The 21,615-nt window shown below is 71.4% G+C and carries 22 protein-coding genes; 12 read left to right on the top strand and 10 right to left on the bottom strand.

What is annotated here, in order from left to right:
- The 4 genes from ACTWQO_RS46015 to ACTWQO_RS46000 all read right to left on the bottom strand — a co-directional run.
- A partial coding sequence (locus tag ACTWQO_RS46015; RefSeq protein WP_443243371.1) for a beta-ketoacyl synthase N-terminal-like domain-containing protein occupies positions 1-819 on the bottom strand: 819 nt, incomplete at its 3' end.
- Positions 816-2,084 (bottom strand): beta-ketoacyl-[acyl-carrier-protein] synthase family protein, encoded by a 1,269-nt coding sequence (locus tag ACTWQO_RS46010; protein ID WP_443243370.1) that lies wholly within the window; start codon positions 2,082-2,084, stop codon positions 816-818. The genes ACTWQO_RS46015 and ACTWQO_RS46010, both read right to left, overlap by 4 nt.
- Positions 2,081-2,920: an SRPBCC family protein gene (locus ACTWQO_RS46005; RefSeq protein ID WP_443243369.1), complete on the bottom strand. Its 840-nt coding sequence runs from the start codon at positions 2,918-2,920 to the stop codon at positions 2,081-2,083. The genes ACTWQO_RS46010 and ACTWQO_RS46005 overlap by 4 nt, the downstream gene beginning before the upstream one ends.
- The gene (locus tag ACTWQO_RS46000) at positions 2,920-3,180 is read right to left on the bottom strand and encodes a phosphopantetheine-binding protein (RefSeq protein WP_443243368.1); all 261 of its coding nucleotides are present in this window, start codon (positions 3,178-3,180) and stop codon (positions 2,920-2,922) included. Before ACTWQO_RS46000 ends, ACTWQO_RS46005 begins: the two co-directional genes overlap by 1 nt.
- Before the next feature lie 282 nt (positions 3,181-3,462).
- Here ACTWQO_RS46000 and ACTWQO_RS45995 point away from each other — a divergent pair, with 282 nt between their 5' ends.
- Positions 3,463-3,912, top strand: a complete 450-nt coding sequence (locus tag ACTWQO_RS45995) for a VOC family protein (protein ID WP_443243367.1) — start codon at positions 3,463-3,465, stop codon at positions 3,910-3,912.
- Positions 3,913-3,946: 34 nt separating this feature from the next.
- Here ACTWQO_RS45995 and ACTWQO_RS45990 read toward each other — a convergent pair whose 3' ends face one another.
- From ACTWQO_RS45990 to ACTWQO_RS45980, 3 genes are read right to left on the bottom strand one after another with little or no spacing between them, the layout of a single operon-like run.
- Positions 3,947-5,119 carry a low temperature requirement protein A gene (locus ACTWQO_RS45990; RefSeq protein WP_443243366.1) on the bottom strand — a complete coding sequence of 391 codons (1,173 nt, stop codon included), beginning with the start codon at positions 5,117-5,119 and terminating at the stop codon, positions 3,947-3,949.
- Positions 5,120-5,177: 58 nt separating this feature from the next.
- Positions 5,178-6,140 (bottom strand): LLM class F420-dependent oxidoreductase, encoded by a 963-nt coding sequence (locus ACTWQO_RS45985; protein ID WP_443243365.1) that lies wholly within the window; start codon positions 6,138-6,140, stop codon positions 5,178-5,180.
- Complete coding sequence (locus tag ACTWQO_RS45980; protein ID WP_443243364.1) at positions 6,137-6,922, bottom strand: ABC transporter ATP-binding protein; 786 nt, start codon at positions 6,920-6,922, stop codon at positions 6,137-6,139. Before ACTWQO_RS45980 ends, ACTWQO_RS45985 begins: the two co-directional genes overlap by 4 nt.
- Positions 6,923-7,154: 232 nt before the next feature.
- Between ACTWQO_RS45980 and ACTWQO_RS45975 the strand changes: the two genes are divergently transcribed.
- Both ACTWQO_RS45975 and ACTWQO_RS45970 read left to right on the top strand, forming a co-directional pair.
- Entirely contained in the window at positions 7,155-8,180 is a 1,026-nt protein-coding gene (locus ACTWQO_RS45975) for an ABC transporter substrate-binding protein (protein WP_443243363.1), read from the top strand.
- A gap of 31 nt (positions 8,181-8,211) precedes the next feature.
- Positions 8,212-8,961, top strand: coding sequence for an ABC transporter permease (locus tag ACTWQO_RS45970; RefSeq protein ID WP_443243362.1), 750 nt, complete (start codon positions 8,212-8,214; stop codon positions 8,959-8,961).
- Between the two features lie 44 nt (positions 8,962-9,005).
- Here the strand turns inward: ACTWQO_RS45970 and ACTWQO_RS45965 are convergent, their stop codons facing one another.
- On the bottom strand, positions 9,006-9,905 hold the full coding sequence (locus ACTWQO_RS45965) for a LysR family transcriptional regulator (protein ID WP_443243361.1): 900 nt from the start codon (positions 9,903-9,905) through the stop codon (positions 9,006-9,008).
- 109 nt (positions 9,906-10,014) lie between these two features.
- On the opposite strand from ACTWQO_RS45965, the gene ACTWQO_RS45960 reads away from it, so the two are divergent.
- Positions 10,015-10,845 carry an oxidoreductase gene (locus tag ACTWQO_RS45960; protein ID WP_443243360.1) on the top strand — a complete coding sequence of 277 codons (831 nt, stop codon included), beginning with the start codon at positions 10,015-10,017 and terminating at the stop codon, positions 10,843-10,845.
- On the opposite strand, the gene ACTWQO_RS45955 is transcribed toward ACTWQO_RS45960, so the two are convergent.
- Positions 10,842-11,771 carry an SMP-30/gluconolactonase/LRE family protein gene (locus tag ACTWQO_RS45955; protein ID WP_443243359.1) on the bottom strand — a complete coding sequence of 310 codons (930 nt, stop codon included), beginning with the start codon at positions 11,769-11,771 and terminating at the stop codon, positions 10,842-10,844. The genes ACTWQO_RS45960 and ACTWQO_RS45955 overlap by 4 nt on opposite strands.
- A gap of 124 nt (positions 11,772-11,895) precedes the next feature.
- Here ACTWQO_RS45955 and ACTWQO_RS45950 point away from each other — a divergent pair, with 124 nt between their 5' ends.
- From ACTWQO_RS45950 to ACTWQO_RS45915, 8 genes are all read left to right on the top strand, one after another.
- Positions 11,896-12,339 (top strand): MarR family winged helix-turn-helix transcriptional regulator, encoded by a 444-nt coding sequence (locus tag ACTWQO_RS45950; RefSeq protein WP_443243358.1) that lies wholly within the window; start codon positions 11,896-11,898, stop codon positions 12,337-12,339.
- A gap of 215 nt (positions 12,340-12,554) precedes the next feature.
- On the top strand, positions 12,555-14,117 hold the full coding sequence (locus ACTWQO_RS45945) for a S8 family peptidase (protein WP_443243357.1): 1,563 nt from the start codon (positions 12,555-12,557) through the stop codon (positions 14,115-14,117).
- Positions 14,118-14,229: 112 nt separating this feature from the next.
- A complete protein-coding gene (locus tag ACTWQO_RS45940; protein ID WP_443243356.1) occupies positions 14,230-15,414 on the top strand; it encodes a DUF4190 domain-containing protein in 1,185 nt (394 codons plus the stop codon).
- Between the two features lie 147 nt (positions 15,415-15,561).
- Positions 15,562-16,314 carry a GntR family transcriptional regulator gene (locus ACTWQO_RS45935; protein ID WP_443243355.1) on the top strand — a complete coding sequence of 251 codons (753 nt, stop codon included), beginning with the start codon at positions 15,562-15,564 and terminating at the stop codon, positions 16,312-16,314.
- A gap of 328 nt (positions 16,315-16,642) precedes the next feature.
- Positions 16,643-16,834 carry an SPOR domain-containing protein gene (locus ACTWQO_RS45930; protein WP_443243354.1) on the top strand — a complete coding sequence of 64 codons (192 nt, stop codon included), beginning with the start codon at positions 16,643-16,645 and terminating at the stop codon, positions 16,832-16,834.
- Between the two features lie 27 nt (positions 16,835-16,861).
- Positions 16,862-17,260 carry a (deoxy)nucleoside triphosphate pyrophosphohydrolase gene (locus ACTWQO_RS45925; RefSeq protein ID WP_443243353.1) on the top strand — a complete coding sequence of 133 codons (399 nt, stop codon included), beginning with the start codon at positions 16,862-16,864 and terminating at the stop codon, positions 17,258-17,260.
- Between the two features lie 166 nt (positions 17,261-17,426).
- A complete protein-coding gene (locus ACTWQO_RS45920) occupies positions 17,427-17,855 on the top strand; it encodes an ATP-binding protein (protein WP_443243352.1) in 429 nt (142 codons plus the stop codon).
- Between the two features lie 249 nt (positions 17,856-18,104).
- Complete coding sequence (locus ACTWQO_RS45915) at positions 18,105-20,780, top strand: SpoIIE family protein phosphatase (protein ID WP_443243351.1); 2,676 nt, start codon at positions 18,105-18,107, stop codon at positions 20,778-20,780.
- Between the two features lie 20 nt (positions 20,781-20,800).
- Here ACTWQO_RS45915 and ACTWQO_RS45910 read toward each other — a convergent pair whose 3' ends face one another.
- Positions 20,801-21,418, bottom strand: coding sequence for a hypothetical protein (locus ACTWQO_RS45910; protein ID WP_443243350.1), 618 nt, complete (start codon positions 21,416-21,418; stop codon positions 20,801-20,803).
- Positions 21,419-21,615: the final 197 nt, after the last annotated feature.

Genomic DNA, 21,615 nt, shown 5'->3' with positions numbered 1-21,615 from the left:
GTACCGGCGTGCGGTGCCCCGGCGCTCGGCCGCGTCCGCGGTCTCCAGCAGCATCAGGGCGCCCCCCTCGCCGAACACCGGGCCGGTGCCGCCGCCGAAGGGCCGGTACACGGTCCGCGGGTCCTCCCCGGTGGCCGCGTCGCCCCGGGAGGCGTGGCAGACCAGCGAGTACGGCGTGAGCGGTGCCTCGGTACCACCGAGAAGCACATGATCGGCACCGCCGCGACGCAGCAGGCCCAGCGCGTCGTACGCGGCGACGAGCCCGCCTGCCTGGTCGGCGACCACCACACCGCAGCGCCCCTTGAACCCGTGGCGGATGGAGATCTGACCGGTGCAGGCCGCGTAGAACCAGGCGATGGACTGGTAGACGCCCACTTTCCTGGGCCCCTCCCGCCACAGCCCCTGCAACTCCCGCTGCCCGAACTCGTTTCCCCCGCCGGAGGCCGCCGTCAGCACCGAGATGCGGTACGGATCCAGGTCGGCGCGTTCGAGACCCGCGTCGGCCACCGCCTCCTCGGCCGCCGCCAGCGCCATCCACGTCCACTTGTCGGTCTGCACGCGCAACCGCTGCGGAATCCGCCGGTCGGCGTCGAACCCGGCGCCCACCACCCCGGCGACCCGCACCCCGGATCCCCCGGCCAGTTCGTCGGGCAGCCGGCACAGCCCGCTACGGCGCTCCACGGTCGCCGCCCACTGCTCGGGGGCGGTGGCTCCGTTGGGGGCGACGATGCCGATGCCGGTGATGACGGCGTCCACGACACGGCCGTCCGCTTCCCGGGCCGGGCGGCGCGCCGTGGCCGTACGCTGTCCGGCGCTCATACCGGTACCCCCGTGAACCGGGACAGCAGGATCGCCGACTGGAACCCGCCGAATCCGCTGCCCACCGACAGCGCGTGGTCGATCCGCGTCTCGCGGGCGGTGAGGGGCGTGTAGTCCAGGTCGCACTCGGGGTCCGGCGCCTGAAGATTGGCGGTCGGCGGTACGACACCGTCGCGGATCGCCAGCGCACAGGCGGCGGTCTCCAGCGAGCCGATCGCGCCGAGCGAGTGGCCGACGACGGCCTTGATGGAGCTGATCGGCACGTCGAACGCCGCGCTGCCCAGCGCCTTCTTGAACGCCGCGGTCTCGTGCCGGTCGTTCTGCCGCGTGCCCGACCCGTGCGCGTTGACGTAACCGAGGTCGATCGCGTCGACCCGGGCGACTCGGAGCACCTCCCGGATCGCCTCCGCCATCTCCGTGCCGTCGGGTCGCAGCCCGGTCATGTGGAAGGCGTTGGCGCGCGCCGCGTACCCGGTGATCTCGCAGTAGACGCGGGCGCCGCGGGCGCGCGCATGGCTCAGCTCCTCGAGGACCAGCACGGCGGCGCCCTCCCCCAGCACGAATCCCTGGCGGGTGGCGTCGAACGGCCGGGAGGCCCGGGCCGGCTCGTCGTTGAGCGGGGTGGTCGCACGGATGGCGTCGAAACAGGCCACGGTGATGGGCGAGATCGGCGCGTCCGAGGCCCCGGTGACCATCAGGTCGGCGGCGCCGTCGACGACCAGCTCGTAGGCCGCGCCGATGGAGTCGATACCGGACGTACAGCCGGTGGAGACGGTGCCGACCGGCCCCGCGGCCCCCGTCCTGGCCGCGATCTCGGCGGCACAACTGCTGGGCACGAGCGCGTCGTACAGGAAGGGCAGGGCGTAGCGGCCGTCGACGGTCCACTCCCGGCCGCCGTCGCTGACGGCGACGTACTCCTGCTCCAGGCGGATCGTCGCGCCCACGGCCGTGCCGAGGCTGACCCCGGTCCGGTCCGGATCCCCGGCGCCGGGCTCCCATCCGCTGTCGGCCAGGGCCTCGGCCCAGGCGGCGAGCGCCAGCAGGGTGAAGCGGTCGAAGCGCCGGGCGTCCCGGTGGCTCAGCCCGGCGGTCACCGGGTCGAAGTCGATCTCGGCGGCGACCCGGGAGCGGAACGGCGTGGGGTCGAAGCTGGAGATACGGCGGGTGGCGGGCTCCCCGGCGACCACCCGGGACCAGAACTCCTCCCGGCCGGTCCCGCCCGGGGCGACCACTCCGATGCCGGTCACGACGCAGCGCCGGGTCACCGCGCGGACACCTCCGCGGCGGGCGCGCTCTCGGTGGTGACGTGCCCCAGCTCGGGGCGCGGGGCGAGGGGGCTGAGCGCGAAGACGAGCGCGGCGCCCCCGTCGTGCGGGTTGCGCACCCGGTGCCGGGCGAACCGCGGTACCAGCAGCGAGGAGCCCGCCTCCAGGGGTACCGGCTCACCGTCCAGGTCGACCACCACCCGGCCCTCGGTGAGGTGCAGATGCTCCTCGGAGTACGGGTGGTAGTGCTCGTCGACCTGTTCGCCGGGGGCGAGCCGCACGATGCCGGATATCCCGGTGGCGCAGCCGACCGTCGCGGGGGACAGCGTCGTCCGCATGTCCCCGCCGCGGGCCCGCTGCGCCTTGGTGCCGTCGAAGGTCTGCACGGCCCGGCGGGCGGCCTCGATCCGGCGCGCGACGATGCGCTGCTGTTCGGGCATGTTCTTGTTCATCCGCGCCGTCATGGCCGCGTCGTCGAGCGGGGCATCGGGGCGCATGCGGAAGTCCTGGTGCCAGGTGACCCGGGTGCTGTCCTCCTCCAGCGGTTCGAAGGTCCACAGCAACCGCATGTACTCGAAGGGCCCCGTCTCGATCCGGTGGGCCCGTACGGTCCGGGCGGCCCGGTCCCACTCCCGCCGGGACACCCACGACCAGGTCCTGCCGTTCTCATCGGGATGCATGGTGAGGCGGAAGACCATCGCGGAGGCCTCCTCCTCCAGCACCTCCACGCTCCGGTACTCGGTGAACAGCGTCGGCCAGGAGCGGACGTCGTTCAGCCGGTTCCAGACGAAGGCGAGGGGTGCGGCCACCTCGAAGACGTTCTCCACCGATGCCATCACGCGGCTCCGCTTCGCTCGGCGCCGGCCGCGACCGCCTCGGCGATCAGCCCGCGCAGCTCGGCGACGGTCATCGTGGCCGTGAGCCGGTCCTCGACATCCGTGCCGTAGCGGTCCTGGATGAGCGTCGCCATGCCGAGCCGCGCCAGTGAGTCGATCGCCAGGTCGGACAGGGTGTACGACTCGTCGCCTGGGCCCAGCGTGATTCCCGCCTCCGCCAGGCACTCGCGCAGTATCAGGTCCACTGAACCGTCCGTCATCGCGCCCCCTCGCGTGGTATTTCCGGTACGAGACGGGACGCTAACCGCGGGCCCCTGCCCAGCACGTCCACCGAAGTGACAGACATCGCCTCAACCGCGGGACACCGCTTGGCGCTGTGCGCCGCCCTCAGGGCTTAGCCCCCGCTGCCCGCGGGACGATGCGCGCATCACCCCTCGGGCCGACTCGGGCCGCTCCTCTTGACACGGGCCCCCGAGGCTTGGATTCATGCCATGGGCCGGAACTCAATCCCCTTGTCCCGCAGCCCTGTTGGAGGAGCCTCCGTGATCACCAGGATCGGCAAGATCTCCGTCCCCGTCACCGATCTGGATGCCGCGGAGCGCTTCTTCGTGGACGTCCTGGGCATGGAAAAGCGCTGCGACGAACCGCTGGGCTCCCTCGGCCGCTGGATCGAACTCGCCCCACCGGAATCCGACATACCGCTGGTCCCGTACACCTGGTGGGACCAACTCGACGACCGCCCCGGCGGCGCCTCACGCATCGTCCTGGAGTGCGAGGACATCACGACGGTCTACGAGACCTTGCGCGGACACGGCGTGACCTTCGACGAACCCCCGGAGACCGGGATCGGCGGAATCTTCGCCGCCTTCCGCGACCCCTTCGGCAACCGCTACACGCTGAAACAGGAACTGCCCGCCATGCCGGACGCCGGCGGCAGCGCCCCGAAGGGGCGCGGGGAACTGCGCGACCAGCCACAACGGTCCCGCGGATGACCGACAGCCAATCGCGGCACTTCCCGCGGAGCGCTCAGCGGCGGTGGGCATGGCCCAGCACCGTCACCCCGCCCGCAAGCAACCCCAACGCGACGAACGAGGGAATCAGGGTGACCAGCGGCCCCGCCGCCAGGCAGACCGCGGATGCGGCGAAGAGCGCCGGGGAACGGCGGTTCGAGGTGCGGAGCACGATGAGGGCCGCCCCCAGCAGGAACAGCCCGACGCCTCCCGGCAGGGCCCAGGCGACCACGCCGTGCAAGGGCTCAGCCAGGTCGTAGTGGTCCGTGTCGGCGATCTGCTGGAGCGTCTTCTTCATGCCGAGGGCCGTGATGACCACGCCCGCCACCAGCGGCAGGTGGAGGAAGGTGTACACGTCGCGGGCCAGGCGTGTGCGGTCGTCGTCCGTCAACGTCGTCAGACGGTGTTCGGCGGAGTCGGCGACCTGGCGGAAGTACAGGTGCCACAGGCCCGCGGCCAGGAACAGGCCCACGGCCGCGGCGCCGACGGTCGGGCCGCTCAGGGGGAAACCGGTCACGCCGACGCCGATCGCCACGATCGACTCGCCCAGGGCGATGATCACGATCAGCCCGTGGCGTTCCGCGAAGTGGCCGGGGGACGACACCCGCCAACCGGACTTGCCCGTGACGAAGATGGCCAGGTAGTCGAAGGCCACCGCCGCCAGCCAGATCAGGATCCGGGGTACGCCCGTGAACGCCGTGCCCACCAGGAGCAGGGCGAAGGGCGGGGCCACCGAGAGGAGGGCCGTACGGCGCAGGACGCGGTGCAGGGTCTGGTCGCCGGGGTCGGAGAGCCAGTACGTGACCAGGTGCAGGACGCGGACGGTGCCGTAGCAGAGGACGAAGAGCAACGGGGTCGGCACTCCGCCGGGGGCGTCGGCATAGACCTCGGGGACCGCCAGGGAGACGATCAGGACGACCGCCATCACGGCCACCAGCACCGTGAACATCGCGCCCGAATCGGCGCGCACCACGTTGCCCAGCCAGGCGAAGGAGCACCAGCACCACCACAGAAGCGCCAGTACGACCACTCCGCCGAGCAGGCGCAGCGCGCTCGGGTCGTCCGCCATCAGGGCGGTGACCTGGGTGATGGCGTACACGAAGACCAGGTCGAAGAAGAGCTCCGCCGGTGTCACCCGGTGGCTGTCCTCCGTCGCCACCAACCGGGCACGCTCGCTGTTCGTCGCCACGGGACCCCCAACCGCCCCTGCACAGCGCGCCCTTCGCCCGCTGCCCCCATGCGGAACCCTACACACGGGGCATGGGGTCCAGCTGCGGGAGCACCTCACCGGCGATGAGTTCAAGGTGGTCGAGGTCGCTGAAGTCGATCAGACGCAGATGGACGCGGTTCGCGCCGATCGCGGAGAACTCGCCGAGCCGGTCCACGAGTTGGGCCGGAGACCCGATCACCGGGTCCTCCGGTGGCAGCGCGCTCTTGACGTGCAGCGGGGCGGCCCGCCGCCGCGCCTCCGCGTCGGTACGGCCGATCGCGGCCACGACCCCGGCCGAGAGCACCAGCGGCGGCCGTCCGGCGCCGGCCCGGCCGGTCCGGTCGCAGGCCTCGGCGACCCGCCGGTACGCCCGCGCCGTCTCGGCCACCGACTTGAAGGGCATGTTGAACTCGTCGGCGTACCGGGCGGCCAGCTCCGGGGTGCGCTGAGGGCCGCGCCCCCCGACGATGACCGGCGGGGCCGGCATCTGCACGGGCTTGGGCAGGGCGGGCGCGTCGAGCAGTTGGTAGTAGTCGCCGCGGTAGGTGAAGCTCTCGCCGACCGGTGTCCGCCACAGCCCCGTGATCACCGCCAGTTGCTCCTCCAGCCGGTCGAAGCGCTCCCGGACGGACGGGAACGGGATGCCGTACGAGGTGTGCTCCCGTTCGTACCACCCGGCGCCGAGGCCGAGTTCGACCCGTCCGCCGCTCATCTGGTCGACCTGCGCCACCATCACGGCGAGCGGGCCGGGCAGCCGGAAGGTGGCCGAGGTGACCAGGGTGCCGAGCCGGATCCGGGAGGTCTCCCGGGCGAGCGCGGCCAGCGTGAGCCAGGCGTCGGTCGGGCCGGGCAGCCCGGGATCGTCGCCCATCGCCTGGAAGTGGTCGGCCCGGAAGAAGCCCTCGAAGCCGCCGGCCTCGACGAGCTGTACGAAGCGCAGCTGGTCGTCGTAGTCGGCGCCGCGGTGCGGCTCGGTGAAGACGCAGATCCGCAGGGTCATCGCCCCTCCGTCTCGGCCGGCGTGGGCACGTCCTGCTCCATCAGCAGCTCATGCAGATCGGCGGTGCAGCGGGCCACTTCGTCGAGATACGCGGTGCGGCCCAGGGTCCTCGGCCGGGGGATGCCGATGTCGACGACCTTGCGGATCCGGCCCGGGCGCGGGGTGAGCACCACCACCCGGTCGGCGAGCAGCACGGCCTCGTCTATCGAGTGGGTGACGAAGACGACGGTGGCGGAGCTCTCGATGTGGACGCGTTGCAGCTCCACCGCGAGTTCCGCGCGGGTCAACGCGTCCAGTGCGGAGAACGGCTCGTCCATGAGCAGCACCCGGGGCTCGCCCATCAACGACCGGCACAGGGACACACGTTGCTGCATCCCACCGGAGAGCTCGTGCGGCCGGTGCTTCTCGAAGCCGCTCAGCCCGGCCGTCTCCAGCAGCCGGTACGCCCGGTCGCGGTGCTCGGCCTTCTTCCAGCCGAAGATCTCCACGGGCAGCAGGACGTTGTCGAGGACGGACCGCCACGGCAGCAGGGCCGGCCGCTGGAACAGCATGGCGACATCCCGCCGGGCTCCGGTGACCCGCTCACCGCCGATGGTGATCTCGCCCTCGGTGACCGGCAGCAGCCCGGCGATCAGCCGCAGCAGGGTGGACTTGCCGCACCCGGACCGCCCCACCACCGCCACGAACTCGCCCTCGGCGATGTGCAGGTCGATGCCTTGAAGCGCCACCGTCGAACCGGACCGGCTGGTGAAGCTCCGGGACACACCGGTGAGTCTGATCATCCGGCGGTCTCCCCATCCCTGGCGACCGCACTATCCCTGGCGATCGCAATGCCGGCCGGTTCGTGACGCCCGGTCAGGCTACCCGGGACTGGCCGCTCGGCGGTACCTGTCGTTCTACCGGTGAATCCGGTGAATTCCGCACGCCCAGTTCCACAACTGCCCGGCTCTCGTACGCTGTTGCCCGCACGAAGTGTCATGCCCTCCGGCGGTCGGAAAGGACCTCACTGTGCGCATGAACAGCTTCGCCCGTACGACCGCCGCGGTAGCCCTGGCCACGGTGCTGGCCCTGGTGTCGGGATGCGGCGGCTCGGACTCCGACGACGGTGACGACCCGGACGCCAAGGCACCGCGGAAGGTGACCTACCTGACCTCGTTCGGCAACTTCGGCCGGGACGCGTACGCCTGGGTCGCCAAGGACAAGGGGTACTTCAAGGAGGCTGGCTTCGACGTGCAGATCAAGCCGGGGCAGGGCACCGGCGGCGTGATCCCGGCCGTCGTGAGCGGCCAGGCGCAGTTCGGCCCGATCGACCTGACGGGCGGTCTGCTGAACATGGGCAGCGGCCAGGCGAAGGACTTCGTCGCGGTGGCCGCCATCCAGCAGCGCACCATGGCCGCGATCGCCTCCACCGAGGGCAACGGCATCACCGAGCCCAAGGACCTGGAGGGCAAGCGGCTCGCCGACACGCCCGGCTCGGTCGTGCGCAACCTCTTCCCGACGTACGCCCGGCTGGCCGGAGTGGACGCGGCCAAGGTGACCTGGGTCAACGGCGACGCACAGACCCTGATGGGCACGCTCGCCAGCGGCGCGGTGGACGGCATCGGCCAGTTCGTGGTGGGTGAGCCGACCATCGAGGCGGTGACCAAGAAGAAGCCCGTCCTGCTCCCGTACAGCGATGTGATCCCCGATCTCTACGGAAACGTGCTGATCACGTCCAAGAAGCTCGCCGAGCAGGAGCCGGAGATGGTGCAGCGGTTCACCGCCGCGCTGCTCAAGGGCCTGGAGTACAGCCTGGCGCACTCGAAGGAGGCCGCCGAGATCCTGAAGCGGAACGTGGACGCCACGAATCCGGCCGCCGCGGCTGCCGAGTTGGAGCTGATGGCCGCGTACGTCAGGCCGGAGGGTTCCGGCACGGCTCTGGGGACGGTGGACTCCGGGCGGGTCGCGAAGAGCATCGCGCTCCTGGAGGACGCGGACGCGCTGCCGGAAGGGATGACCCCTGAACAGATCATCGACTTCGACCTCGTACCCAAAGCCTGATCGCACCGGCAGGAGGGCGAGCGCCGGCGTCGTGGTGCTCCCCTTCGCCGGTTTGCTGGTCGCGCTCGGCGCCTGGTGGCTGCTCACGTCGGTGCTGGAGGTAGTCCATCCGGCCGTGCTGCCGCCGCCCGGTGCCGTGCTCTCGGCGTTCAGCGCGGCCCCGGCCCGGTTCCTGGACCACACCGGCGACACCACGGTGGAGACGGTGGTCGGGTTCGTGCTCTCCAGTGTCTGCGCCGTGGTCATCGGGCTGTCGCTGGCCGCCTCGCGGGTCCTGGAGCGGATGTTCACGCCGCTGCTGGTCGCCGTCAACGCGGTGCCGAAGATCGCGCTCGGGCCGCTGCTGGTGGGGGCGCTCGGGTGGGGGCAGAAGCCGGTCCTGACCATGGTCTTCCTGCTCTGCTTCTTCCCGATCGTGCTGTCCACCGCGACCGGCCTCACCTCGACCCCGGCGGACCTGGCCGAGCTGGCGCGCTCACTGGACGCCTCGCGCTGGCAGGCGTTCCGCAAGGTACGGCTGCCGGCGGCGCTGCCGCAGATCTTCGTCGGGCTGAAGGTGGCCATGCCGCTCGCCGCGATCGGCGCGGTCATCGGCGAGTTCCAGGCCGGTGAGTCCGGCCTTGGCTATGTGATCGTGCAGGCCGGCGGGGTCGGTGACACCGCCACCGCCTGGGCGGCGATCATCCTGATCGGGCTGATGAGCATCCTGCTCTACTTCGCCCTGGTACTGCTGGAACGGTTCGCGCTGCCCTGGGTCAGGGAGACCACCTCGCGCAGCTGAGGGAGCCCATTAACCTGCTCAGGATTGCCAAGCGCGAGGGGGCCTCAGGTCAGCCCTCGGCACGCCAGTGCATACCCCCGCACCAGCGGCAGCTCCCCGTCCTCCCGTCGCCACGCCAGGGCGTAGTGGCTGGGGGACAGTCCCCGCACCGGGCGGGTGATGACGCCGCCCAGGGTGATCAGAGGGGCGTTCCCCTCGGCGATCAGGCAGATTCCGAGGCCCGCGACCAGGGCCTCGTACGTCTCCTCGGTGCCGGCGATCTCCGCGCCGATGCGGGGTGGTCGGCCGGCGCGGGAGTCGAGGGCGAGCCAGTGGTCGCGCAGGACGCCGGCGCTGCGGGGGAGGGCGAGGAAGGGCTCGTCGAGGAGGTCGGTGAAGGCCAGGTCGGTGCGGGCGGCGAGCGGGTGGGTGTCGGGGAGGGCGACCAGGCGGGGTTCCTCCGCGAGCACCGTCCACCCGTAGCGCTCGGCGTCGGGCAGGGGCAGCCAGACGAAGGCGACGTCCACCGAGCCGTCCGCGAGGCCCGCCGTCGGGTCCTCCCAGCTGACCTGCCGCACCCGCAGGGCCGTCTCCGGGTGGGCGGCCGTGAAGCGGGAGCGGATCGCCGGGAGCAGACCGCCGCGGCCCGGACTGGTGCTCATCCCCACGGTCAGCGTGGAGCGCTGGACCGCCCTAGCCCGCTCCACCGCCGCCGCGGCCTCCTCCCACGCCGCGAGCACCCGCCGGGCCGGTTCCAGCAGCGCCTCGCCCGCCGCGGTCAGCGCCACGCCCTGCCGGTCCCGGCGCAGCAGCTCCACCCCCAACTGCCGTTCCAGCGCCCGGATCTGCTTGCTCAGCGCGGGCTGGGAGACGTACAGCCGCTCGGCGGCGCGGGTGAAGTGCAGTTCCTCGGCCACCGTCACGAAATAGCGCAGGTCGCGGCCGTGTACGTCCGAAGTCGCCATAACCATCGGCTATCACGAAGGGTCTTGGACGCGCCACCGGAAGAGCGCACAAGCTGGAAGCAGACGGATCCGAGGACGGATCCGGTAAGGCCATGAACCAGGAGGCGTCATGAACAAGGTGTGGCTGGTGACCGGCGCGACCAGTGGGTTCGGACGGGCGATCGCCGAGGCGGCGGTGGCCGCGGGGAACGTGGTCGTGGGCGCTGCCCGGCGCCCCGAGGGCCTGGCCGACCTCGTCGCCGCGCACCCCGACCAGGTGGAGGCGCTCCGGCTCGACGTCGCCGACACGGGCGCCGCGGAATCCGCCGTACAGGATGTGCTGGCGCGTCACGGGCGGATCGACGTCCTGGTCAACAACGCGGGCCGGACACATGTCGGTGCCTTCGAGGAGACCACCGAGGACGAGCTGCGCGACCTGTTCGAGGTGCATGTCTTCGGGCCCGTCGCCCTTACGCGCGCGGTGCTGCCGGGCATGCGCGAGCGGCGCTCCGGCGCGATCGTGCAGATGAGCAGCATGGGCGGGCAGATGTCCTTCGCGGGCTTCTCGGCGTACAGCGGAACGAAGTTCGCGCTGGAGGGGCTCTCCGAGGGCCTGGCGGACGAGGTCGCGGAGTACGGCATCAAGGTGCTGATCGTCGAGCCCGGCTCCTTCCGTACCGCGCTGTTCGACCCCAGCCGGGCCGGGGTCAGCTCGGACACCGGCCTGTACTCCAAGGTCGAGCAGACCCGCGGCTTCGTCGCCGGCGGTGACGGCACCCAGGCCGGCGACCCGGCGAAGGCGGCGGCCCTCATCCGCGCCGCCCTGGACGCCGAGCACACCCCGCTGCGGCTCCCCCTCGGCGACGACGGCGTCAGCGCGGTCCTGGACCACCTCGACCAGGTCCGGCAGGACGTCGCCGCCTGGGAGAAGCAGACGCGGGCCACGGCGTTCGACGACTAGATCCCCTCGACCCGGGCCACACTGAACGGTGTCTGAGGCACTCCCGGACCCAACGGTCCGCCCTTGTCGAACTGCGAGCGCACGACCAGCAGCCGGCCCCGGTTGCGCACAAGCGTGGTCGGGATCTGCAGGGCGGTGTCCGTGAAGGTCCGCTCCAGCCGCGCCGAGCGAGCGTCGTCCGCGAGCCGCCAACGGCTGATCGTGTTGGTCGTGTTGTGCGCGGCCCAGAGCGTGCCGCGCACCAGCTCCAGTCCGTCGCCCTGCTTCAAGTCGCCGCCGCGCAAGGTGACTTGGCTCGCCGTCCCGGTGGCGAGGTCGATCCGGACCAGGTCGCCCGTGGTCGTGCCGACGACGAGCAGACAACGGTCCGTGGCGACGATGCCGTTGGCGACCCGGGTGTGGGGTACCTCGCAGAAGGGGGTCAGCGTCGCGCCGCTGCGGGGCGCGCGGTAGATCAACGCCCGCGTGCTGTCGGTCAGGTAGACCGTGCCGTCCGGCGTGATCGCCAGGTCGTTGACGAAGCGGGCCTCGTCGCCCGGCACCTCGAAGCGGGCGAGCAGCTCGCGGGTGCGTGTGTCGTAGACGTCGACTCCCGCAGACGAGTCGATCACCCAGAGCCGTCCGGCCGGGTCGACTTTCAGGCCGTTGGCGGTGGTACGGCCGTCCGCTCCCGCAGGCAGGAAGACCTCGGCTGTCCGCGCACCCGGGGCAGCCCGGTACACAGCGCCGGTGGTGAAGGAACCGACGTACACCTCGCCGGTGCGCGGGTCGAGCCCGATGCCCTCCGGGTAGGCGCGGTCGTCCGGCAGGGCGAAGGCGGTGCGGACGCGGACCGCACCGGAGGCCCGCGCCGCCGGGACGGATGCGGCAACGCCCAGTGCGGTGGCGGTGGTGAGGAACGTACGGCGGTGGATCGAACGGGACACAGGGGTGCCTCTCGGTTCGGCTTCTCACTGTCTGATGACCACGACCGTAAGTTAGAGCTCTAATCATCGTCAATGGGCTAATGCATGTTCGACGGCTTACCGATGGGCCCGATACGATGCGCGGATGACGACGTCCATGCCCGCGTCCGAACGCCTCGGCTCGCACATCAAGCGCACCGAGCAGGCTCTCAACGCGACCAAGACCGCGGTGCTGAAGCCGGCGGGCCTGACCGTCGCGCAGTACGCCGCGCTGCTCTGTCTCGACGGCAACCCCGGCATCTCCGCCGCCGCCCTGGCCCGCCTGTGCGGCGTCACGCCCCCGACCATGAACACCGTCCTGAAGAACCTCCAGGACCGCGCTCTGATCGACCGCACCCCCCACGAGTGGCACCGCAATGTCCTGGAGACCCGTCTCACCGACCAGGGGCGCGCTGCCCTGGCGGACGCGGATGCCGGGGCCGTGCGCGTGGAACGAGCCCTCGGGGCCGCGTTCACGGACGAGGAGCGCGAGGCGCTGGTCGCACTGCTGGGACGGTGTACGGAAGTGCTCGAGCGCGAGCGCCCCTGACCGGTCGGCGGTGCGCCAGGTGTCATGGCCGGTGTATGGCGCCTCTGTTACGTCCGTGCGCAGGGTCTTGTGCAATTCCTGTGGAAGCCTCAATCTTTCGGCTGACGCACAGGCGCGGCAATGGAATTGACATGATCATGCCCGCCTCGCCTTGGCTTCGTGCACACGCGCACCACCCCCCACCAACGCACCACCGATTGAGGAGGATCCCTCAGATGGCAGTGATGCGTCAGACCCGGCGAAGATTTGCCGCGATCAGCGTGGCAGCCACCGCGGTACTCGCCGCCGGCCTCGTCTCCGCCCTCCCCGCCGCGGCCGCTCCCGAAGGCCGTATCCAGTACGAAGGCGCCGCCAACGCCGTCGCCGACAGCTACATCGTGACGCTGAAGGCCGACACCCGGGCGGGCTCCGCCCAGGGCAAGGCGCTCGCCCAGGAGTACGGCGCCGACATCGAGCGCACGTACACCAAGGCCCTGAACGGCTATGCGATCGAGGCCTCCGAGACCGAGGCGAAACATCTCGCCGCAGACCCGGCCGTCGCCTCCGTCGTCCAGAACCGCACCTTCAGCATCGAGGCGACCCAGCCCAACCCGCCCTCCTGGGGCCTGGACCGCCTCGACCAGAAGACGCTCCCGCTGAACAGCAGCTACACCTACCCGGATTCGGCCGGGACCGGAGTGACGGCGTACGTCATCGACACCGGCGTCCGCATCAGCCACAGCGACTTCGGCGGTCGCGCCGCCAACGGCTACGACGCCATAGACAACGACAACGTCGCCCAGGACGGCCACGGCCACGGCACCCACGTCGCCGGCACGGTCGCGGGCAACGCGTACGGCGTCGCCAAGAAGGCCAAGATCGTCGCTGTCCGCGTCCTGAACAACTCCGGCCAGGGCACCACCGCCCAGGTCGTCGCCGGCATCGACTGGGTCGCCCAGAACGCGGTCAAGCCGGCCGTCGCCAACATGTCCCTCGGCGGCGGCGCGGACACCGCCCTGGACACCGCCGTACGCAATGCCGTCGCCTCCGGCGTCACCTTCGCCGTCGCGGCAGGCAACGAGTCCGTCAACGCCTCCACCAGGTCCCCCGCGCGCGTGACGGAAGCCATCACGGTCGGCGCCACGACCTCGTCCGACGCCAAGGCGAGCTACTCCAACTTCGGCACGGTCCTGGACCTGTTCGCCCCGGGCTCGTCCATCACCTCCGCCTGGAACACCGGCGACTCGGCCACCAACACCATCTCCGGTACGTCGATGGCGGCCCCGCACGTCGCCGGAGCGGCGGCGCTCCACCTGGCCGACAACCCCACGGCCACGCCCGCCCAGGTGTCCGCGGCCCTGGTGAACGCCTCCTCGACCGGAGTCGTCACCAGCCCCGGCACGGGCTCGCCCAACCGCCTCCTCAACGTCGGCGGCGGTACGACGACTCCTCCGGGCCCGCGCTTCGACAACACCGGCGACTACACGATCAGCGACAACTCCACCGTCGAATCCCCGCTGACCGTCTCCGGCGTCACCGGCAACGCGCCGGCCGCCCTCGCCGTCGAGGTGCACATCGTCCACACGTACATCGGCGACCTCCAGGTCCAGCTGATCGCCCCCGACGGCACGGCGTACACCCTCAAGGCGTACGGCACCGGCGGCAGTGCGGACAACATCGACACCACGTACTCCGTGAACGCCTCCTCGGAGGTCGCGAACGGCTCGTGGAAGCTGCGGGTCAGCGACAACGCGGCGATCGACACCGGGCGGATCGACGCCTGGGCCCTGCAGTTCTGATCGACCACCTGTGAAGCAGCAGGCGGCGGTGCGGTGTGCGGACGGCGTGCTTACCATGCGCGCAGCATCAGTCCCGCATCGCGCCGCCGCCTGAACCAGGAGCACGGTACCCGTGTCCATACCTCCGCCCCCCGGGCCCCACCAGCCGCAGGAGCCCTACGGGCCGTACTCGCAGGCGCCGCAGTATCAGCAGGGCCCGTACTACGGGACGCCGTACCAGCCCTGGGGGCAGGGCTACCAGCCGTTCAACCGCCCGGCGCCGGTCAACGGTGTCGCCATCGGCTCGCTGGTCACCGGGCTGCTCTGCTTCATGCCGGGCGTGGGGCTGGTCCTCGGGCTGATCGCGCTGAGCCAGATCAAACGGCGCGGCGAGCGCGGGAAGGGCATGGCGGTCGCCGGGTCGGTGCTGTCCTCGGTCGGACTGGCGCTGTGGGCGCTGTCGTTGGCGACCGGGGCCGCGTCCGCGTTCTGGGAGGGCTTCAAGGAGGGCGCGCGCGACGACTCGAGCCTCTCGCTGGCGAAGGGTGACTGCTTCAACTCACCCGGCGGTCTCGAGGGCTTCACCTACGACGTCGACTCCGTGCCCTGCGCCGGCCGGCACGACGGTGAGGTGTTCGCGGCCGTGCAGATGCCCGGCGGCTCCTATCCGGGCGACGACAAGGTTTCTCAGGTCGCGGACGACAAGTGCTATGCCCTCCAGGACAGTTACGCGATGGACGCCTGGGCCCTGCCCGACACCGTCGACGTCTACTACCTCACCCCGACCAGGGAGAGCTGGCGGCTCGGCGACCACGAGATCACCTGCGTGTTCGGCCACACCGACGGCACGACCAGCCTGACGGGCTCGCTGCGCAACGACGCGACGACACTCGACGACGACCAGATCACGTATCTGAAGGCGGCGCACGTCCTCAACACCGCCATGGACGCCGCTCCCGCCGAGGAGTACGTCGAGGACGACCTGCCGGGCCACAAGAAGTGGGCGGAACGCGTCGCGGACGCGCTGACGAAGCAGGCCGGGATGCTCCGCGACCACCCGTGGCCCGCCGACGCCAAGACGCCGGTCGGGGAGCTCGTCAAGGACCTGGAGGCCGCCAGAAAGGAGTGGGCCGCAGCCGCCGAGGCCGCCGACGTGGACACCTTCTACGAGCACTACGACAAGGGCTACGCACTCACCGCCCCGGAGCAGTCGGTCACCGCGCGCGAGGCTCTGGGGCTGGCCACCACCGTGCCGTCGTACGACTACGACGACGGCGACTCGGACGGCGGGGGAGGAGACGCCGGGATCGAGGTGTGATCGCGGCCATAGCGGGGAGAAAGTGCCTGCGTAAAGCCCTCCCGACGGCTACGTCATCACATCGAGTGATTCTCTGGCCTTCGCTTGCACCGGACAACCCACGGTTGCCACGCTGTTGCTGTCTGTACAACCTGATGGGAGCGGCCAGTGACATTCGGTGAGCAGCCGGCGTACCTGCGTGTCGCGGGTGATCTCCGCAAGAAGATCGTCGACGGCTCACTGCCCCCGCACACCCGTCTCCCGTCACAGGCCAGGATCCGCGAGGAGTACGGCGTCTCGGACACCGTCGCCCTGGAGGCGCGCAAGGTGCTGATGGCCGAGGGCCTGGTCGAGGGCCGCTCCGGCTCCGGGACGTATGTGCGCGAGCGGCCCGTGCCCCGCCGTATCTCCCGCTCCGGATTCCGGCCCGCCGGAGGTGCCACCCCGTTCCGGCAGGAGCAGGCCGACGGCGAGGCGCGCGGCACCTGGGAGTCCAGCAGCCGGCAGGCCGAGGCGAGCCGTGGCGTCGCTGAGCGGCTCGCCATCCAGCCCGGGGACCGCGTGATGTGCACCAAGTACGTCTTCCGGGAAGCCGGCGAGGCGATGATGCTCTCCACCTCCTGGGAGCCGCTGGCCGTCACCGGCCGCACCCCCGTGATGCTGCCCGAGGAAGGCCCCCTCGGCGGCATGGGCGTCGTCGAGCGCATGGCCGCCATCGACGTGATCGTGGACAACGTGACGGAGGAGGTCGGCGCGCGTCCGGGTCTCGCCGAGGAGTTGCTAGCTCTCGGCGGCGTCCCCGGCCATGTCGTCCTGGTCGTCTCGCGCACGTACTACGCCTCGGGCCGCCCCGTGGAGACGGCCGACGTGGTCGTCCCGGCCGACCGCTACCGGGTCGCCTATCACCTTCCTGTGAAGTAGCGCACGCCGTCACGGCAGTTGGACCGGCCCCGCCCAACGGGCGCCGGTCCACCCGGCGTTGGAATCCGGTCGTTCTCGCAGGTCGCCCCGGCAGGTGTGGCAGGTCGCTGACCGGATGCGCGAACACGTCCGCACGGCGCACTCGTCGTCGTGCGCCCCCTGCGTCTTGGCTGGTTGCGTACCTCTTTGTGAAAAGCCGTATTCGCTGCGTAAAGGTTAGGCGTAGGCTCAGGCATATGCGGATTGCGGTTTCCTTAGCGGGCGGGGCACGGCACAGGCCGCGGGCAGGACTCGTGCGGTCGTGGGCGGGAAGGGGCGGTGGGGCGGAATGAACGACAGCACGATCACTCTTCCCTGGCTCGTCATACGGCAGGACGACAACGGCAATCGCTACCGCGTGGGCCGGTACGCGACCCGGGCCGAGGCCCAGAAGATCGCCGACAGCCTCGACACCCGCGGACACAAGCAGCTCTACTGGGTCGAGCGCATCGGGCAGAACGGATCGGCCGCGACCGACTGACCAGGCACCTCCCGTAGGCTCCCGCACATGACGGAACCGATCGTGGTCGTCGGGGCGGCACTCCTCGACGCCGGCCGCCTACTGGCCGCCCGCCGAAGCGCACCCCCCGAACTGGCCGGCCGCTGGGAACTGCCGGGCGGCAAGGTGGAGCCGGGCGAGACCCCGGAAGCGGCCCTGGTCCGGGAGTTGCGCGAGGAACTGGGCGCCGAGACGGAGACGGTCGACCGGGTGCCGGGCCAGTGGCCCCTAAAACCCCCGTACGTCCTCCAGGTCTGGACAGTCCGCCTACTGCCGGGCTCCCCCGACCCCAAGCCCCTCCAGGACCACGACGAACTGCGCTGGCTCACTCCGGCGGAACTGTGGAACGTACCGTGGCTGGACCAGGACGTACCGGCGGTGCAGGAAATCAAGGCCCGACTGCACTGACCCAAGGGGCGCGGGGAACTGCGCGACCAGCCCCCACAACCTCGCACCCGCACGACAACGCATCACCCCCGAGCTATTAGGCGCACCCAGCTAAACCCACCCCGCACGCGGTAACGCAGCCGGGATATCGGGTATGTGCCCATTAACCCCATGAAACCGGACACACGTGGGCTCGCAGGCCTGGGAAGTGATCGGCGTGATCGACACCGATGGCGACTGCGCCGAGTGGACCTTTCCCGCGGACCCCGGCGCCGTACGCGCCGCCCGCGCCGCGGTCCGCGCCAGGCTGCACGCGTGGGACCTGGAGAGCGTCGCCGACATCACCGCCCTGCTGGTCAGCGAGCTGGTCACCAACTCCCTGCGGCATGCCACCGGCCCCATCGGCGTACGCCTGATCCGCCGCGCGGATGGGCGGGACGTCCTGCTGGTCGAGGTCTCCGACCCGCTCCCGGACCCGCCGCGCGAGCGTGAGGCCCGGCCCGAGGACGAGAGCGGGCGCGGGCTCCAGCTCGTCGCCCACTCCTCGCGCCGCTGGGGAACCCGGCCCGGCGAGGCGGGCAAGACGGTGTGGTTCGAACTGGCGGTACCGGGCTGACGGGGTGTACAGCCGCGGACGCACTGTCCGGTGACTGGTTCAGGCCAGTGGCGGTTGTCCCGTCGCGTGATTCGACGACGTGTCCGCTGGTTAGAAGACTGGAAGTGTTGTCGCAGTCCGGACCGAAAACCGTCGGGACCGTGCTGTGATCGTGAACACCGTGTCAGGTGGCGCCGTAGTGCTGGATACTGCGGGCAGCCGCCCCCGGTGACCGGTGCCGGGCGCGGTGAGCTGGAGGGGACGGTTCGCGTGAGCGAGATACCAGCGAAGGCCACGGAGTCCAAGGACCCGTCGGGCGGCGCGAGGACGGGGGCCGCGGCTGCCGCCGCGGCCGACGCGACGAGAGCCTCCGGCGCCGGGCGGCCCGACGGCGACAGGTCTTTCGGTGCCGTGCCGTCCGACGACACACCCCCCGGTGACGCCATGTGGCAGAGCAGCCCGCCCGGCTCCATCTACGACTACATCAAGGTCGCGTCCTTCTCCATCGGTGCCGACGGCCTCGTCGACCAGTGGAGCCTGCGCGCCGAGCAGCTCTTCGGCATCCCCGCCGAGCGGGCCCTCGGCATGGACCCCATCGAGGCGTTCGTCGACCCCGACCTGCGTGAGCAGGGCCAGCGGAAGATGACCGAGATCCTCGACGGCCGGGAGTGGACCGGCGTGATCCCCTTCCGGAAGCCGGACACGGCCGACGGAGCGGGCGGCGAGGCCCTGGCCGAGGTCTATGTCATGCCGACGCGCACCGAGGACGGTGAGAAGGCCGCGGTCTGCATCGTCGTGGACGTCCGCACTCTGCGCCGGATCGAGACCGACCTCGCCGCCTCGCAGTCGATTTTCGGTCAATCTCCGTTCGGCTTTCTGCTCATCGACCCCGACCTGCGGGTTCGCCGCGCCAACCAGCGGTTCGCCTCCACCTTCGGTGGCACCCCGGACGACCACCGCGGCCGTGGCGTCCACGACTATCTGACCCGGCCGGAGGCCGAACGGGTCACCGCGGTGCTGCGCCGAGTCCTGGAGACCGGCGAGACCATCACGGACATGCATGTCACGGGCTTTCTGCCGGGCTCCGACGAGCGCCGCCACTGGTCCATCAACCTCTATCGCGTGCACAGCGGCACCGGCCGTCCCATCGGCATCGCCTGGCTCGGAACCGACATCACCGCCCGTCGCGCCGCCGCCCGCGAGGCCGCCGCGGCCCGGCGCAATCTCGCCCTTCTCAATGAAGCGGGCGCCCGGATCGGCAACTCCCTCGACCTGGAGACCACGGCCCGCGAACTCCTCGACGTCGTCGTCCCCGGCTTCTGCGACCTGGCGACCGTCGACCTCTACCAGGGCCTGCTGGCCGGCGACGAGACCCCGCCCGGGCTCGCCGACGGCAGCGCGGCGCTGCGCCGGGTCGCCTACGCCAGCGCCGTCTCCGACGCGCCGTTTCTCAGCGGCGGCACACAGGTCGCCGTCGGGGCCGTCCACCACTACCCCTTCAACTCCCCTTGTGCGGACGCCCTGCGCACCGCCAAGCCGCGGCGCGTCCCGCCCGAGGAGGGCGGCCTCGTCCAGTCCACGCTCGCCGTCCCGATGGTCGCCCACGACACCGTCGTAGGACTCGCGCAGTTCTCCCGTACGAAGGGCAGCGAGCCGTTCGGCGACCGGGACCGGGAGCTGGCGGTGGAGCTGGCGGCGCGGGCGGCGGTCTGCATCGACAACGCGCGGCTGTACCGCCGCGAGCACGAACGGGCCCTGATACTGCAGCGGTCCCTGCTCCCGCCGGGCGACCCGGTGGCGTCCGGCCTCGACATCGCCTGCCGCTATCTGCCCGGCAACTCCTCGGCCGACCGGCCCAGCGAGGTGGGCGGAGACTGGTTCGACGTCATCGAACTACCGGGGCACCGTACGGCGTTGGTGGTCGGGGACGTGATGGGACGCGGACTCAGGGCGGCCGTGGCGATGGGCGAACTCCGCTCAGCCGTCCGCACCTTGGCCCTGCTGGACCTCGAACCGGCGGAGGTCCTCTCCGCGTTGGACGAGATCGCGCGGGGCCTGGGAGCACCGGGCGGCGTCCAGCAGGCGACCCGCGCGGCACGCCGGCCCCGCGAGGCGGACCTGTCCGAGGTGTATCTGGCGACGTGCGTGTACGCGGTCTACGACTCCGTGACGCGCCGCTGCACGTTCGCGAACGCGGGCCATCTGCCGCCCGTCCTGGTCGAGCCCGGCGAGGACGCGCTGATGCTGGACGTCCCGCCGGGCATGCCGCTGGGCGTCGGCGGGGAGCCCTTCGAGGAGGTGGAGGTCGAACTACCCGAAGGTGCGCTGTTGGCGCTCTACACGGATGGACTGGTCGAATCCCGCGATCATCCCCTCGACGAGGGCCTGCAAGCCTTCGTAGGCGCGCTGACGGACCCCTCCGATCCCCTGGAGGACGTCTGCGACCACGTCCTCAACACCCTCGACACCCACCACGGTGAGGACGACATCGCGTTGTTGATGGCCCGGGTCCAGGGGCTGCCGGCCGATTCCGTCGGCGACTGGACGCTCCCCCGCGAGCCCCGCAGCGTCGGCCGCGCCCGCGAGTACGCGCGCGGGCAGCTGCTGAGCTGGAACCTGGAGCCGCTGGTCGACACGGCCGAGCTGCTGGTGAGCGAACTGGTCACCAACGCGCTGCGCTACGGCGAAGGCGAGATCAGGCTACGGCTCCTCCTGGACCGCACGCTCGTCTGCGAGGTCTGGGACTCCGGCCTGGTCCAGCCCCGCCGCCGCCGCGCCCGCGACACGGACGAGGGCGGCCGTGGCCTCCAGCTCGTAGGCCTCCTCTCGGCCGCCTGGGGCTCGCGGCGCACCCCGCGCGGCAAGACGGTCTGGTTCGAACTCCCGCTGCCGGACGGCGAAACGGGGCTGGCGGATCCGGCGGAGGCGTTGCTGAGCCTGTTCTGAGGGGTCGGCGGGGCGCCGGTCTAGCCGGCTGTGCCGCCTCGGCGGGCCCGGGTGCGAGGTCCGCCGAAGCTCGCGGGCGGGCCGCCGTCCGGGGCGCCGCCCAGCAGAATCCCGCCGAGGACGGCCCCGCCGACGCCCATTTCCTGTTCTGCGGCTCCGGCGATCGGGGTGCCGTGCACACGGACGTCCTGTTCGGCGAGTGCGTGGGCGTGCCGGGCGAGGGTGTCGGCGGTGACGCGATCGCCGGTCACCGTGCGTTTGGCCGCCGGCATCCGCCCCACGCCAGGCGCACGCCGCTGGTCCACGCCGGCCCGCGCCAGCAGCCCGGCCGCAACACGCTCCTCCGGCCCCGCCGCGAGCAACCGCTCCGCCTCCGCCAGCCGCGTCCGGGCCTCACCGCCCACCGCACCCCGGTGCGTCACCACAAACCCGTCCGCCAGTCCGACCGCGTCCCGCGCGGCGAGCAGTGCGGCCGCCGGCAACACCCCCACCCGCCCCGACTCCACCGCCACGACCGCCCGTACGATCCGCCGCAGAGCATCGAGCGGATCGTACGACCCACCGATCACCTCTTCCCGTACGCCGGCCAGCACCCCATCAGCATGCCGAATCCGCGCCCGCAACTCCCCGACAGTCATCCCCGAAAGCCCGCCCGCCGGATCAACGGAAACCCCCGAAATCGCCCCCGGCACACCAACACCACGACCACCCGGCGTGCCCGGCCCGCGTTCCGCCGCCCCGCCCGCCCCACGATCGGACAGCGAGCCTGACCCGCCCGCCTCACCCCGCGGTGCCATGTCTGCGTGGCCGTGGGTCGGCGAGTCCGGGCTGCCCG

It is taken from the genome of Streptomyces sp. 4N124, from assembly GCF_052245395.1.
GTDB lineage: Bacteria > Actinomycetota > Actinomycetes > Streptomycetales > Streptomycetaceae > Streptomyces.
The sequence above is the reverse complement of the archived record's forward strand: the minus strand, read 5'-3'. Positions and strand labels throughout refer to the sequence as shown.

Coding starts and splice junctions, on each gene's coding strand:
- ACTWQO_RS45980 (WP_443243364.1), bottom strand. CDS start 6,922: ATGATCAGACTCACCGGTGTGTCCCGGAGCTTCACCAGCCGGTCCGGT.
- ACTWQO_RS45930 (WP_443243354.1), top strand. CDS start 16,643: ATGAACGACAGCACGATCACTCTTCCCTGGCTCGTCATACGGCAGGAC.
- ACTWQO_RS46000 (WP_443243368.1), bottom strand. CDS start 3,180: ATGACGGACGGTTCAGTGGACCTGATACTGCGCGAGTGCCTGGCGGAG.
- ACTWQO_RS45945 (WP_443243357.1), top strand. CDS start 12,555: ATGGCAGTGATGCGTCAGACCCGGCGAAGATTTGCCGCGATCAGCGTG.
- ACTWQO_RS45985 (WP_443243365.1), bottom strand. CDS start 6,140: ATGACCCTGCGGATCTGCGTCTTCACCGAGCCGCACCGCGGCGCCGAC.
- ACTWQO_RS45975 (WP_443243363.1), top strand. CDS start 7,155: ATGAACAGCTTCGCCCGTACGACCGCCGCGGTAGCCCTGGCCACGGTG.
- ACTWQO_RS45925 (WP_443243353.1), top strand. CDS start 16,862: ATGACGGAACCGATCGTGGTCGTCGGGGCGGCACTCCTCGACGCCGGC.
- ACTWQO_RS45910 (WP_443243350.1), bottom strand. CDS start 21,418: ATGACTGTCGGGGAGTTGCGGGCGCGGATTCGGCATGCTGATGGGGTG.
- ACTWQO_RS45960 (WP_443243360.1), top strand. CDS start 10,015: ATGAACAAGGTGTGGCTGGTGACCGGCGCGACCAGTGGGTTCGGACGG.
- ACTWQO_RS45965 (WP_443243361.1), bottom strand. CDS start 9,905: ATGGCGACTTCGGACGTACACGGCCGCGACCTGCGCTATTTCGTGACG.
- ACTWQO_RS45950 (WP_443243358.1), top strand. CDS start 11,896: ATGACGACGTCCATGCCCGCGTCCGAACGCCTCGGCTCGCACATCAAG.
- ACTWQO_RS46005 (WP_443243369.1), bottom strand. CDS start 2,920: ATGGCATCGGTGGAGAACGTCTTCGAGGTGGCCGCACCCCTCGCCTTC.